Origin of the sequence: Amycolatopsis sp. CA-128772, assembly GCF_002904295.1 — a bacterium.
Taxonomy (GTDB): Bacteria; Actinomycetota; Actinomycetes; order Mycobacteriales; family Pseudonocardiaceae; genus Amycolatopsis.
The window spans coordinates 36,617-48,215 of the sequence record NZ_PPHG01000031.1 but is presented as its reverse complement, the minus strand read 5'-3'; the positions used below and the strand labels follow the sequence as shown (position 1 = coordinate 48,215).

General features: G+C 70.6%; 14 protein-coding genes. 3 read left to right on the top strand and 11 right to left on the bottom strand.

The window, feature by feature from the left end; genetic code table 11:
• Positions 1–316 precede the first annotated feature (316 nt).
• The 6 genes from C2L59_RS15090 to C2L59_RS15065 form a co-directional block, all read right to left on the bottom strand.
• Positions 317–1,891, bottom strand: coding sequence for a ricin-type beta-trefoil lectin domain protein (locus C2L59_RS15090; RefSeq protein WP_103350135.1), 1,575 nt, complete (start codon positions 1,889–1,891; stop codon positions 317–319).
• Between the two features lie 127 nt (positions 1,892–2,018).
• Entirely contained in the window at positions 2,019–2,579 is a 561-nt protein-coding gene (locus C2L59_RS15085; protein WP_103350134.1) for a TetR/AcrR family transcriptional regulator, read from the bottom strand.
• Positions 2,580–2,630: 51 nt separating this feature from the next.
• A complete protein-coding gene (gene pucL / locus C2L59_RS15080; protein ID WP_103350133.1) occupies positions 2,631–3,512 on the bottom strand; it encodes a factor-independent urate hydroxylase in 882 nt (293 codons plus the stop codon).
• A 2-nt stretch (positions 3,513–3,514) separates the two neighbouring features.
• On the bottom strand, positions 3,515–3,832 hold the full coding sequence (uraH, locus tag C2L59_RS15075) for a hydroxyisourate hydrolase (RefSeq protein WP_103350132.1): 318 nt from the start codon (positions 3,830–3,832) through the stop codon (positions 3,515–3,517).
• The gene (gene uraD / locus C2L59_RS15070; protein WP_103350131.1) at positions 3,829–4,278 is read right to left on the bottom strand and encodes a 2-oxo-4-hydroxy-4-carboxy-5-ureidoimidazoline decarboxylase; all 450 of its coding nucleotides are present in this window, start codon (positions 4,276–4,278) and stop codon (positions 3,829–3,831) included. The genes uraH and uraD overlap by 4 nt, the downstream gene beginning before the upstream one ends.
• A gap of 55 nt (positions 4,279–4,333) precedes the next feature.
• Entirely contained in the window at positions 4,334–4,810 is a 477-nt protein-coding gene (locus tag C2L59_RS15065; protein ID WP_103350130.1) for a helix-turn-helix domain-containing protein, read from the bottom strand.
• A 129-nt stretch (positions 4,811–4,939) separates the two neighbouring features.
• On the opposite strand from C2L59_RS15065, the gene allB reads away from it, so the two are divergent.
• Entirely contained in the window at positions 4,940–6,268 is a 1,329-nt protein-coding gene (allB, locus tag C2L59_RS15060; RefSeq protein WP_103350129.1) for an allantoinase AllB, read from the top strand.
• Between the two features lies 1 nt (position 6,269).
• Entirely contained in the window at positions 6,270–7,283 is a 1,014-nt protein-coding gene (gene alc / locus C2L59_RS15055) for an allantoicase (RefSeq protein ID WP_103350128.1), read from the top strand.
• Here alc and C2L59_RS15050 read toward each other — a convergent pair.
• Genes C2L59_RS15050 through C2L59_RS15035 form a run of 5 tightly spaced genes read right to left on the bottom strand, consistent with a single transcriptional unit; the run spans position 7,280 to position 11,080 of the window.
• Positions 7,280–8,296, bottom strand: a complete 1,017-nt coding sequence (locus C2L59_RS15050) for a restriction endonuclease (RefSeq protein WP_103350127.1) — start codon at positions 8,294–8,296, stop codon at positions 7,280–7,282. The genes alc and C2L59_RS15050 overlap by 4 nt on opposite strands.
• Positions 8,297–8,333: 37 nt before the next feature.
• On the bottom strand, positions 8,334–8,507 hold the full coding sequence (locus C2L59_RS48125; protein WP_199199082.1) for a hypothetical protein: 174 nt from the start codon (positions 8,505–8,507) through the stop codon (positions 8,334–8,336).
• Positions 8,508–8,530: 23 nt separating this feature from the next.
• Entirely contained in the window at positions 8,531–9,280 is a 750-nt protein-coding gene (locus C2L59_RS15045; RefSeq protein ID WP_103350126.1) for an MBL fold metallo-hydrolase, read from the bottom strand.
• 40 nt (positions 9,281–9,320) lie between these two features.
• Positions 9,321–9,797 (bottom strand): CoA-binding protein, encoded by a 477-nt coding sequence (locus tag C2L59_RS15040; protein ID WP_103350125.1) that lies wholly within the window; start codon positions 9,795–9,797, stop codon positions 9,321–9,323.
• Positions 9,794–11,080 carry an O-acetylhomoserine aminocarboxypropyltransferase/cysteine synthase family protein gene (locus C2L59_RS15035; RefSeq protein ID WP_103350124.1) on the bottom strand — a complete coding sequence of 429 codons (1,287 nt, stop codon included), beginning with the start codon at positions 11,078–11,080 and terminating at the stop codon, positions 9,794–9,796. The genes C2L59_RS15040 and C2L59_RS15035 overlap by 4 nt, the downstream gene beginning before the upstream one ends.
• Before the next feature lie 75 nt (positions 11,081–11,155).
• Between C2L59_RS15035 and C2L59_RS15030 the strand changes: the two genes are divergently transcribed.
• Positions 11,156–11,593, top strand: coding sequence for a VOC family protein (locus C2L59_RS15030; protein WP_233223505.1), 438 nt, complete (start codon positions 11,156–11,158; stop codon positions 11,591–11,593).
• Positions 11,594–11,599: the final 6 nt, after the last annotated feature.

Below are 11,599 nucleotides of genomic sequence, written 5' to 3'. Positions count from 1 at the left end.
CGGGGAGGCGGGCGTAGGCCCAGCCCGCTGGCAAGGTGCGGTGGAACCGTTCGACGAACCGGTGCCCGCCGCCGTCGGGGATGTTGCCGAACTCGGTGACATCGACGTGGATCAGCAGCTGCGGTCAGCCATCCTGGCGGCGCCTTCGCCGGTAGCCGACCGGAGTCGGTGCGTGGGGTCAGTGTGAAAGACGAAGGCCTCCGGTCGGTGAAGCGGTTCCTAGACAGCTCGCTTCACATCCGGAGGCCTTCACCTGACTGCAGAACAGGCCGTCAGCGGTCACCTCGACTCGGGACGACGTCCCTGGACCTCACCACTACCGGAGCTGCCAGTTCTGGTTGGCGTCGTCGTTGCAGTTCCACAGTTCGAGCTGGACGCCGTTGACGTTGCCGGCGGGCTTGTCGCCGCCGGTGACGTCGATGCACAGGCCGGCCTGGGTGATCGAGCCGTCGGCGGCCAGCTGGAACTTCTGGTTGGCGCCGCCGTGGCAGGTCCAGGTGACGAGCTTCGTCCCGGCCGCGCTGGTGCCGCCGCCGGCGTCGAGGCAGAGGCCGCCGGACCTGAGCTCACCGGCGCTGGTGAACGTCCAGGCCTGGTTGCCGCCGCCGTCGCAGTCCCAGATGTCGACCTTGGTCCCCGGGGTCGCCGAGCCGCCGTTGACGTCGATGCAGCGCGACGAGGACGCGCCCTGGATCGGGTGCGCGGTGCCGACGCTGGTGCCCGACGAATTCGCCTTGACGCGGTAGATGACGGTGCTGTGCGACGGCACGGCGGCACTGATCGTCCCCGTGCTCGTGGTCAGCTCCTTCGACCACAGGTTGGTCAGCCGGTAGCTCGGCGCAGCGGGTAGCCCGGCCGCGGCCGCCGTCGTCGAGACGGTCTTCGTGGTGCTGTTCTCGTTGAACAGCACCACAGCTACGTCGCCGTTCTGCAGCGGTTTCGCCAGCACGTCCAGCCCGCCGGACGACGAGATCCGCGTTGCCTGCTTGCCGAGCGGGTCCTGGTCGACGGCGATGACGTCGCCGTTGAGGTACGTCGAGAAGGTGGCCACGCTGGCGCTGCGGAGGTCGGCACCGGCGATCAGGGGCGCGGCCATCGCGGCCCAGAGCGTGAAGTGCGCGCGGTCTTCCTGGAAGTCCATGCCGTCGCCGACCTCCAGCATGTCGGGGTCGTTCCAGGCACCCGGTTTCGCAGCGGCGGCAAGCCCGACGTTCTGGTGGTAGATCGAGTCGATGCTGCCCCAGTTGTTGGTGATGTCGCCGGTGGTGCGCCACAGGTTGCCGACGTCCGGCGCCCAGGTCGACGGGCTGAAGTTGCCCCATTCGCAGATGCTGTAGGCGATCGGGCGGCCGGTCGCCTTGAGCGCGTCGCGCATCGCGGAGTAACGGCGGATGTAGCCCTGCTGGTTTTCGCCGGCCGGGCTGCCGCAGTTGTCGTACTTGAGGTAGTCGACGCCCCAGCTCGCGAAGAGGTTGGCGTCGGCCTGTTCGTGGCCGAGGCTACCCGGGTAGTGCTGGCAGGTTTCGGTGCCCGCGCTCTCGTAGATGCCGAACTTCATGCCGCGGGCGTGGATGTAGTCGCCGAGGGCCTTGAGGCCGCTGGGGAACTTCGCGGAATCGGCGGCGAGGTTGCCGGCGCTGTCGCGCGAGCGCGTCATCCAGCAGTCGTCGAGGTTGACGTAGGTGTAGCCGCGGTCGCGCATCCCGGAGCTGACCATCAGGTCGGTGGTCTGCTTGACCAGGGTCTCGTTGATGTTGCACTCGAAGGTGTTCCAGGTGTTCCACCCCATCGGCGGGGTGCGGGCGAGGCCGTTTTCGAGGGCGTCGGCGGGCGGGCTCGCCAGGCCGACGGCGGCGACGGCGGTGGCGAGGACGGCGAGGACTCGGCGCATGGCGGCTCCAACCGGACGGCGGTGTGAGGCAGGAGGACTAGACCACTTTTTGACCAGCACTGGGCAGCATCCGTGTCGGATGCTGCGCGGTCAAGCGCCACTTTGGTGATTTGTGTTGGATCCCCGACTAAAGTTGTGTGCGCTCCTGAAGGAGTCGTCGGGCGACGTCGACGGTCGCGGCCCCGGCGACGGCCATGGCCTCGGTGTCCCGCAGCGAGCGGCAGAGGACAAAAGCGCCTTCGAGGTTGTTGACGGCGGTGATGGTGAGGGTCCGGGCGGCTTCCCGCGGCAGCCCGAACTTCGCGAACTTCTCGGTGCCGGCGTCGATCCAGGCGGTGAAGACGTCCGCGGTGGCCTGCCGGAGGGGTTCGTTGGTCGCGGCGACCTCGAGCGCCACGGTGGCGATCGGGCACCCTTCGACGTAGTCGGTGGCTTCCAGCGTCGCGATCCCGGCGGCGAAGAAGGCTTCGATCCCGCTGATCACGTCCGGCGCGGGCACGATGAAGAGGTCGAAGAGCCGGATGTAGGCCAGCCCGGAGGTGCGGATGACCTCCCCGCCGAGCTGCTCCTTGCCGCCGGGGAAGAAGTGGTACAGGGACCCGAAGGGGGCGCCGGCCTCGGTGACGATCTGCTTCAGCCCGGTGCCGGCGTAGCCGTTGCGCCGGAAGAGCTCGGCGCCGGCGGCCATGATGCGTTCCTTGGTCCCTGCCACCCCTCGATGATAGAGCGTTCTATCAACTCAGTGGATGTCCCAGGCCGGGCCCGGGGCCTCGGCGTCATCGCGCAGGATCGTGCCCTCGATCAGCCCGTACGGCCGGTCCGCCGCGTAGAACACCTCGTTGTCGTTCTTCAGCCCGAACGGGCTCAGGTCGACCAGGAAGTGGTGCTTGTTCGGCAGCGACAACCGCACCTCGGCCACCTCCGGCCGGCCCTCCAGCACCGCCGCCCCCATCGCGTACAGCGTCTGCTGCAAAGAAAAGCTGTGCTTCGTCGCGAACGTCTCCAGCATCAGCCGCCGGATCTCGCGGTGGCTCGCCGCCCAGTCGATGTCCTCGCCCTGGTAACGCCACTTCGCCGTGACGGCCGTGGCCAGGATCCGGTCGTCGGTTTCCGCCAGCGTCGTGTACTGGTCGCGCGGGAAGCCGTGGAACTCCGAACCGGTGGACTTCAGCAGGGTCAGGCCGTCGATGCCCGACACGACCCACGCGCGGCCGTCCCGGACCGTCACCGCCGTCGTGCGGCGCTCGTCGCCGGAGCGGCTGAACGCGTGGTCGTGCGGCTCGCCGCCGACCGGAATGCGGTCCCAGCCGTGCTCGTCGATCTTGATCCGCGCGCCCGTGATGTTCTGCTGCGTGCCGACGAAGTGGCGGGCCAGGCGCAGGCCGAAGTCCTCGATCTCGCCGACCGGCGCCTCCTTCGCGAAGGCGTACACGGTGTTCTTCTGCGTGTCGGTCGCCAGCACGCCGGCGTTGTCGCCGGTCAGGTGCGTCGCGGCCAGTTCGCCGCGCAGCGACGTCGACACGGTGAGGTCCTTGAGGTGGTGCACGGCGCCTTCGCGGCGCACGGTGACCAGGCGGACCTCCGCCTTGCCGTACTGGTTGGGGCCCAGGGTGACGGCCACGGTCAGCTCCCTCGGTAGGTCGAATAGGCGAACGGGCTGAGCAGGAGCGGCACGTGGTGGTGCGCCGCGGGGTCGGAGATCCGGAACGCCAGCGTGACCTCGGGGAAGAAGGCGTCCGGGCCCAGATAGGCGCCGGTGTCGAAGACCAGGCGGTAGGTGCCCGGCTCGAGGGTTTCCGGCCCCAGGTCGCGGATGCGGCCGTCGTCGTCGGTGCGGCCCTCGGCGATCGGCTTGCCCCCGGCGGTTTCGAAGCGGACGGCGATGCCCGGTGCCGGGCGCCCGGTCGCCGTGTCGAGGACGTGGGTGGTCACGAGGCTCACGCGGTCACCGCTTTCGCGAGTCGGAGTCCGGCGATCTTCAGCAGTTCGCGGCCGGCGACGGCCAGCTCGGTCGCGGGGTCGTTGCCGAGTCGTTCGCGGAGGATCTTCAGCAGCTCGTCGCCGCTGCGGCCGGTCGCACAGACCAGGTACACGTGGCCGAACTTGGCTTCGTACTCGGCGTTCGCCGCGGCGAACGCGTCCGCATTGTCCACACCGGACTGTTCGGAGCGGGCCCAGCCGTCCGCCGGCTTTTCCCCGATGCGGGGGTGCGCGGCCATGGCCTGGCGGATCTCGTCGCTGCTCAGCGGCAGGTCCGCGGCGGCGGTCAACGCGTCGACGTCGGCGTAGGGGCGCCCGGCCAGCACGGCGTCGACCCACCGGGGCACGGCGAGGCAGTCCGTCAGCAGCGGGCGGACGTCGGTGGTGTTGAACTCGGTGAGCAGCACGAGCTGACCGTACGTCGGCGCCCGAGTTCCGTCAACATTTTGTTGAAAGCGCTGGTCAGTCCGCTTCGCGGTTGAGGTAGTTGTAGACGGTGAACCGCGTGACGCCCAGCGCGTCGGCCACCGACGAGACGGATTTCCGCAGCCCGAAGGCGCCGCGTTCGCGCAACAGCCGCACCGCGCGCTGCTTGCCCGCGCGGTCGAGTTCGCCCAGCTTGGCGCCCAGTTCGCGCTCGACGTCGGCGATCAGCCGGGCCAGCGCGTCGTTCAGCTCGACGACGGGTGCGCTGCCCGGGTCGTCGGCCCGGCGCAGCTGCAGCGTGACCCGTGTGGCGCCACCCTCCAGGGCCGCCTTCGCAATCGCCGGGAGGGCTTCGAGCAGCTCCTTCGCCTCGCCGCGGGCGAGGGTGCCGAGTGGCCCGAAATCGGTGTCCAGCCCGGCTTCCGCGGCGGCGTCACGCGCGGCGACGGCGTGCTCGGGCGGCGAACCTTCGCCGTGGAACGGTTCGCTGGTGAACTCCGCTTCAAGCCGCACAAGGATGACCGTAACGCGCTATGTCCGTCGTTGACGAGCGGCGCGCGCCGTGGTTACTGTCGTTGTGCGAAACCGCCTTTCCGTACTGTGAAATCGGCGGTGGTCATCCTCCCGCAGAAGGGTTTTCGGATGGATCTTGTGGTGCGTGCCGCCCGGGCCGTGACGGCCGCGGGCGAAGGCCCGGCGACCGTCGGGGTCGACGGCGGCCGGATCGTCGCGGTCGAACCCGGCGACGCGGCTCTGGCCGGCGACCGCGTCCTCGACCTCGGCGACGACGTCGTGCTGCTGCCGGGGCTGGTCGACACGCACGTCCATGTGAACGACCCCGGCCGCGCCGAGTGGGAGGGCTTCGAGACGGCGACCCGCGCGGCCGCGGCGGGCGGGGTGACCACGATCGTGGACATGCCGCTGAACAGCCTGCCGCCGACCGTCGACGTCGCGGCCCTGGAGGTCAAGCGCACGGCGGCGGCCGGCCGGGTGCACGTCGACGTCGGCTTCTGGGGCGGCGCGATCCCCGGCAACGTGACCGATCTGCGCGGCCTGCACGAAGCCGGGGTGTTCGGCTTCAAGTGCTTCCTGCTGCACTCCGGCGTCGACGAATTCCCGCCGCTCGACCCGGCCGGGCTCGACGAAGCGTTGCGGGAGCTCAGTTCCTTCGACGCGCTGATGATCGTCCACGCCGAGGACGCAACCGAGATCGACGAAGCACCGGAGCCCCACGGCGGTCGCTATGTCGACTTCCTGCACTCTCGGCCGCGCACGGCCGAGAACCACGCGATCTCGCAGGTGATCGAGGCGGCCCGCCGCCACGCCGCGCGGGCCCACATCCTGCACCTGTCCTCTTCGGACGCACTGCCGCTGATCGCGTCGGCGCGGCGCGACGGCGTCCGGCTGTCGGCGGAGACCTGCCCGCACTACCTCAGCTTCGTCGCCGAGGAGATCCGAGACGGCGCGACGCAGTTCAAGTGCTGCCCGCCGATCCGCGAGGCGGCCAACCGCGAACAGCTCTGGCAGGGGCTCGCCGACGGCGTCATCGACACGATCGTCAGCGACCATTCGCCGTGCACGCCGGAGCTGAAACGCTTCGACAGCGGCGACTTCGGCCAGGCGTGGGGCGGGATTTCCAGCCTGCAGCTGGGGCTGCCGGCGATCTGGACGCAAGCGCGGCAGCGCGGGTTCGCGCTCACCGACGTCGTCCGGTGGATGGCCGAGCGGCCGGCCGCACAGGCGGGGATGCGCCGCAAGGGGCACCTGGCCGTGGGGTACGACGCCGACTTCTGCGTGTTCGCGCCGGACGAGGCCTTTGTCGTGGACGTCGCGAAACTGGAGCACCGCAACCCGGTCAGCGCGTACGACCGGCGGCCGCTCGCCGGCGTCGTGCGCTCGACCTGGCTGCGGGGCACGGAAATCACCGGCGACGAGCCGCGCGGTGCGTTGCTGACCCGGGGGAACTGCTGAAATGGAGGCTCTGGTGTCCGACCGTCCGGAGTGGACAGAACTGCCCGACCTCGCGTCCCGCCGCTTCGGCGGCACGGTGATGTGGGCGACCGACGAGCTGTTCGCCGAGAAGGAGAACCTGGTCAACCCCTGGGTGCCGGCGCACCGGGCGGAGACGTTCGGCCCGAAGGGCCAGGTCTACGACGGCTGGGAGACCCGCCGTCACCGCGAACCGGGCGACGACCAGGCCATCGTCCGGCTCGGCCTGGCCGGCACGGTCACCGGCGTCGTCGTCGACACGGCGTTCTTCAAGGGCAACTACCCGCCGCACGTCTCGGTCGAGGCGACGTCGCTGCCGGGCTACCCGTCGGCGGCGGAGGTGGTGGCGGCGGACTGGGACGTCCTGGTCGACCGCGCGCCGGCCTCGGGGCACACGGAGAACTTCTACGCGGTCAACGGATCGCGGCGCTACACGCACGTCCGGCTGACCCAGCACCCGGACGGGGGAGTGGCGCGCCTGCGCGTGCACGGCGCACCGATCCCGGACCCGGCGCTGCTCGACCTGGACGCACTCGACCTGGCGGCCCTGGAGAACGGCGCGGTCGTCACGGGCTGCAGCAACCGGTTCTATTCGTCGCCGAACAACATCCTGTCGCCGGGCCTGGCGGCCCACCAGGCGGAGGGCTGGGAGACGGCCCGCCGCCGCGACGACGGCAACGACTGGGTGACGCTGCGCCTGGCCGGCGCCGGCATCGTCCGGTTCGTGGAGCTGGACACGAGCAACCTGAAGGGCAACGCACCGGGCTGGGCCTCGGTGAGCGGCCGCGAAACGTACGGCGAATGGGTCCCGCTGCTGCCGAAGACGCGCTTGCAGCCGGACACGCGCCACCGCTTCGCCCTCCCGGACGGCCCGGAGGTGACGGAGGCCCGGTTGGACATCTACCCGGACGGCGGCCTGGCCCGCTTGCGGCTGTTCGGCCGGCTCACGGAAGCGGGCCGCACGAACCTGAAGGCCCGCTTCGCGAAGACGCGTTAGTTCGCGGTGTTGTCGACGACGTAGACGGACCGCAGCGGAAGGAGCCGCTTGTACTCGAGGCTGAACTTGCCGTAGTGCTCGAAGATCAGCTTGACCAGCTGACGGCCGTTGATGAGCCGGAGGTTCTGGCGGTGCCGTTCTTCGTGCTGTGCGTCGGCGGAGTAGCTGCCCAACGTCACGAACAGGCCGAGCTCGGATCCGCCGGCGGCCAACGCCCCGGTGAGCTGCTGCACCTCCGGGCGCCCGATCGACGAAGTCGTGCGCTTGCACTGGACCTTGATGATCGGCGGCTTCAGCAGCAGGGGATCGTGCGAGGCGATGATGTCGTAGCCGCCGTCGCGTGACGGGCTGGTCACCTCGGTCCGGTACCCCATGGCGCCGAGCAGGTGCGCGACGAAGTGCTCGAAGTCGACGCCCTCCAGCTTTTTCATCAGGGTGTCGATGACGAAGTCGTGGGTGTAGGTCTCGATCCGTTCGGCATCCGGTTGCTCGGCCGCTTCGTCGGCGGCGGCCTCCGGTTCGGCCTCGGCGGGGGCCGCCGACGTCGGCAGCCCCTTCAGGAAGCCGAGGAATTCCTGCCGGTGTCGCTTGACCTGGAAGACCGTGACGGCCGAACCGATCTCGTAGCGAGCGCTCTGCGAGAAGGTCGTCCGGGGAACACCGGTTCGCAGCCACTCGACCGGTCGCCGGTTGGCGTGGAGGGAGACGCCGGCCTGGTGGTAGTAGTCACCGGTGATGCGGCCGAAGTTGAGGGTGCTGTCCGGTTTGTGGGGGTGGATCACGATGTCGCCGGGCTGCATCCGGTACCGGAACGAGAGCAACGTTCCCGCGGTGACCGGGATGGCTCCCGGTTTCAGGTCCGGGTATCCCCGGACGACCCGGTCCTTGGCGTCGTCGCGGTCATCCTTCAGCTCCGAGAGGTCGCCGAGGTCGTCCCAGCCGATCGAGACGAACCCGTTCCCGACCAGGTCCAGGTGCGGCTGGTCGTTGTGAACGCCCCAGATCGTCGTCATGGCGCAACGTCAGCCGAGGCCATTTCGCGAAGACGCGTCAGTTCGCGCCGGGCCGGTTGAGGTAGGCGGAGGCGAGCGACAGGACGCAGGCGCACCCGACGATGGCACTCACCCACCACGGCAGCCCGACCACGACGCTCCAGACGAAGCCCGCCGCCGCGAGGAGGGCGACGAGGATGTTCCGGAACTGCAGTGGAGTCGGCTTGGCCATGCCGCCAGCCTCTCACGCCCCCGTCAGACCTCCGCGTGCTGCCCGGGCTCCAGCAGGACGAGCCGGTCCGCCAGCCCCGCCGCCTCGAACTCCTTCCGCAGCACGTCCGGCCCCTCGCTGAAGTGCTGCCAGCCCCGGAAGTGCAGCGGGACCACCTTCGCCGCGCCCAGGACCTTCGCCGCCTCCACCGCGTCCACGCTGGTCAACGTCAGCGGCGCGCCGTCGAAGAACACCGTGCGGGCCGCGCCGGCGAACAGCACCGCGATGTCCACCCGGAACCGCGCCGCGATCTCGCCCACCAGGTCCACCGACGCGTTGTCGCCGCTCACGTACACCGTCGGCAGCCCGTCGCCGGTCAGCACGAACCCCGTGACGTCTCCTGTGAGCCGCGAAGCGCCTTCGGGTCCGTGCAGCGCCGGAACCGCCGTGATCGTCAGCGCCCCGACCCGCGTCGAATCCCACGGCGCCAGCCCGCGGGCCGTCCCGCCGAGCCGCGCCGCCCCGCTGGGCGTGACCAGCGTCAACGGCACCGTCGCGAGGTACGCGCGGCCGCGGTCGTCCAGGTTGTCCGGGTGCTGGTCGTGGGACAGCAGCACCGCGTCCACCACCCCGGTCGCCTCTTCGGTCAGCGCCGATTCCTCAGTCTTGACCAGCACGCGCTCGCCGACGGGGTGGTCGCCGGGGGCGTCGAAGGTCGGGTCGGTGAGCAGCCGGACGCCGCCGAGTTCCAGGAGGGCGGTCGGGCCGCCGGAGAACGTGATCCCCAAGGTCATACCCGGGGCCAACACCGGGAACGGCCGTTCTCTTCCCCGATCAGGGCGCCGACTGCCGCCGCGAGCTGATCACGCCCGTGTTGAACCCGGCCAGGTGCAGCCCGCCCGCGAAGCGCGCGTGCTCGATCTTCACGCACCGGTTCATCACGACGTCCAGCCCGGCGTCCCGCGCCCGGCCGGCCACCGGCTCGTGTGACAACCCGAGTTGCAGCCACAGCGTCCGCGCGCCGGCGTCGATGACCTCCTCGGCGACCTGCGGCAGGTCGTCGTGCCTGCGGAACACGCTGACCAGGTCGGGCTCGCCCGGCACGTCCTTCAGCGACGCGTACACCGGTTTCCCGAACAGCGTGTCCAGCCGCGGGTTGACGAAGTGGACCTCGTACCGCGTCGACGAAAGCAGGTAGGTCGCGACGAAGTAGCTGGGCCGCGCCGGGTTGGCCGACGCGCCGATCAGCGTCACGGACTTCGTCCGCTGGAGGATCGCCCGCCGCTCGACGGCACCGACGTCGTGCGTCATCCGGCCACCGCCTTGCCGAGCGCCTGGTCGAGGTCCCAGAGGATGTCGTCGACGTCCTCCAAACCGACCGACAGCCGGATCAGGTCGGGCCCGACGCCCGCGGCGGCGAGCTGTTCCGCCGACAGCTGCGCGTGCGTGGTCGACGCCGGGTGGATGACGAGCGTCCGCGCGTCCCCGACGTTCGCCAGGTGCGACAGCAGCTCCACCGATTCGACGAACCTCCCGCCCGCCGCCCGGCCGCCGTCGATGCCGAAGGAGAACACCGCGCCCGGCCCGGCGGGCAGGTACCTCCGGGCCAGGTCGTGGTGCGGGTGCGACGGCAGCCCGGCGTAGGACACCCAGGCCACGCGCGGGTCGGCTTCGAGGTACTCGGCGACCGCGCGGGCGTTGGCGACGTGCGCGTCCATCCGCTGCGGGAGCGTCTCGACGCCCTGCAGCAGCAGGAACGCCGAGTGCGGCGAGAGCACCGCGCCGATGTCCCGCAGCTGCTCGGCGCGCAGCCGGGTGCAGAACGCGTACTCGCCGAAGTTCTCCCGATAGCGGAGGCCGCCGTAGCTGTCGACGGTCTCGGTCATCCGCGGGAACTTCCCGTTGCCCCAGTCGAACTTCCCGGATTCGACGACGATCCCGCCGAGCGTCGTCCCGTGGCCGCCGAGGAACTTCGTCGCCGAGTGCAGCACGATGTCGGCGCCGTGCTCGATCGGGCGGCACAGGTACGGCGTGGCGAGGGTGGCGTCGACGACCAGCGGGATGTCGTGCGCGTGCGCGAGGTCGGCCAGCGCGGCCAGGTCGGCGACGCCGCCCCCGGGGTTGCCGATGATCTCGGTGTAGAGCAGCCGCGTCCGGCCGGTGATCGCCGCGGCGTAGTCGTCGATGCCGCCGCTGACGAAGGTGGTCTCGACGCCGAAGCGCCGGAGCGTGCCGGTGAGCTGGGTGACGGTGCCGCCGTAGAGGCCGCTCGCGGCGACGATGTGGTCCCCGGCCTCGGTGAGCGCGCTGAAGGTGAGGAACTCGGCGGCCTGCCCGCTCGCGGTGGCGACCCCGCCGATGGCTCCTTCGAGGCTGGCGATCCGCTCCTCGAAGGCGGCCACGGTCGGGTTCCCGATCCGGCTGTAGATGTTGCCGTACTTCTGCAGCGCGAACAGGTTCGCCGCGTCGGCCGCGTCCTCGAAGACGAAGCTGGTGGTCTGGTAGATCGGCACGGCCCGCGCACCGGTGGCCGGATCGGGGGTGCCGCCCGCGTGCAGGGCGCGGGTGCGGAAGCCCCAGCTGCGTTCACTCATCGCCGCCCACGGTAACCGCATCATCCCCCGGATGACACGCCCTCCCGGGGCGTGGGCGAGGTTACGCTCCAGTCCGTGACGGTGCGCTGGAGCGTGACGATCGACTGCGCGGAACCCCGCGCTTTGGCGAGGTTCTGGTCGGTGGCCCTCGGCTACATCGAACGGCCGCCCCCGGCGGGGTTCGCGAGCTGGGAGGCGTGGTTCGCCGAGCACGACGTGCCCGAGGAGGAGTGGGACGACGGCGCGTACCTGAGCGATCCGGAAGGCGTCCTGCCGGGCTTGAGCTTCCTCAAGGTGCCCGAAGGCAAGACCGCGAAGAACCGTCTCCACCTGGACGTCCAGGCCGGCGGCGGGCGCGAGGTGCCGTGGGACACGCGCTGGGAGCGGGTGGTGGAGGCGGTCGCCCGGCTGACCGCCGCGGGCGCGACGGTGCTGCGCCAGGACGAGCTGGACGGCCGCCCCGACCACTTCGTCATGGCCGACCCGGAGGGCAACGAGTTCTGCGTGCTGTGAACCGGG

What these genes read in the sequence shown, in the direction of transcription:
- C2L59_RS15085 (WP_103350134.1), bottom strand. Translation starts at nt 2,579, where the DNA reads ATGGCCGCCGGCGCCGAGCTCTTCCGGCGCAACGGCTACGCCGGCACC.
- C2L59_RS15035 (WP_103350124.1), bottom strand. Translation starts at nt 11,080, where the DNA reads ATGAGTGAACGCAGCTGGGGCTTCCGCACCCGCGCCCTGCACGCGGGC.
- allB (WP_103350129.1), top strand. Translation starts at nt 4,940, where the DNA reads ATGGATCTTGTGGTGCGTGCCGCCCGGGCCGTGACGGCCGCGGGCGAA.
- C2L59_RS15045 (WP_103350126.1), bottom strand. Translation starts at nt 9,280, where the DNA reads ATGACCTTGGGGATCACGTTCTCCGGCGGCCCGACCGCCCTCCTGGAA.
- C2L59_RS48125 (WP_199199082.1), bottom strand. Translation starts at nt 8,507, where the DNA reads ATGGCCAAGCCGACTCCACTGCAGTTCCGGAACATCCTCGTCGCCCTC.
- C2L59_RS15090 (WP_103350135.1), bottom strand. Translation starts at nt 1,891, where the DNA reads ATGCGCCGAGTCCTCGCCGTCCTCGCCACCGCCGTCGCCGCCGTCGGC.
- alc (WP_103350128.1), top strand. Translation starts at nt 6,270, where the DNA reads ATGGAGGCTCTGGTGTCCGACCGTCCGGAGTGGACAGAACTGCCCGAC.
- C2L59_RS15040 (WP_103350125.1), bottom strand. Translation starts at nt 9,797, where the DNA reads ATGACGCACGACGTCGGTGCCGTCGAGCGGCGGGCGATCCTCCAGCGG.
- C2L59_RS15050 (WP_103350127.1), bottom strand. Translation starts at nt 8,296, where the DNA reads ATGACGACGATCTGGGGCGTTCACAACGACCAGCCGCACCTGGACCTG.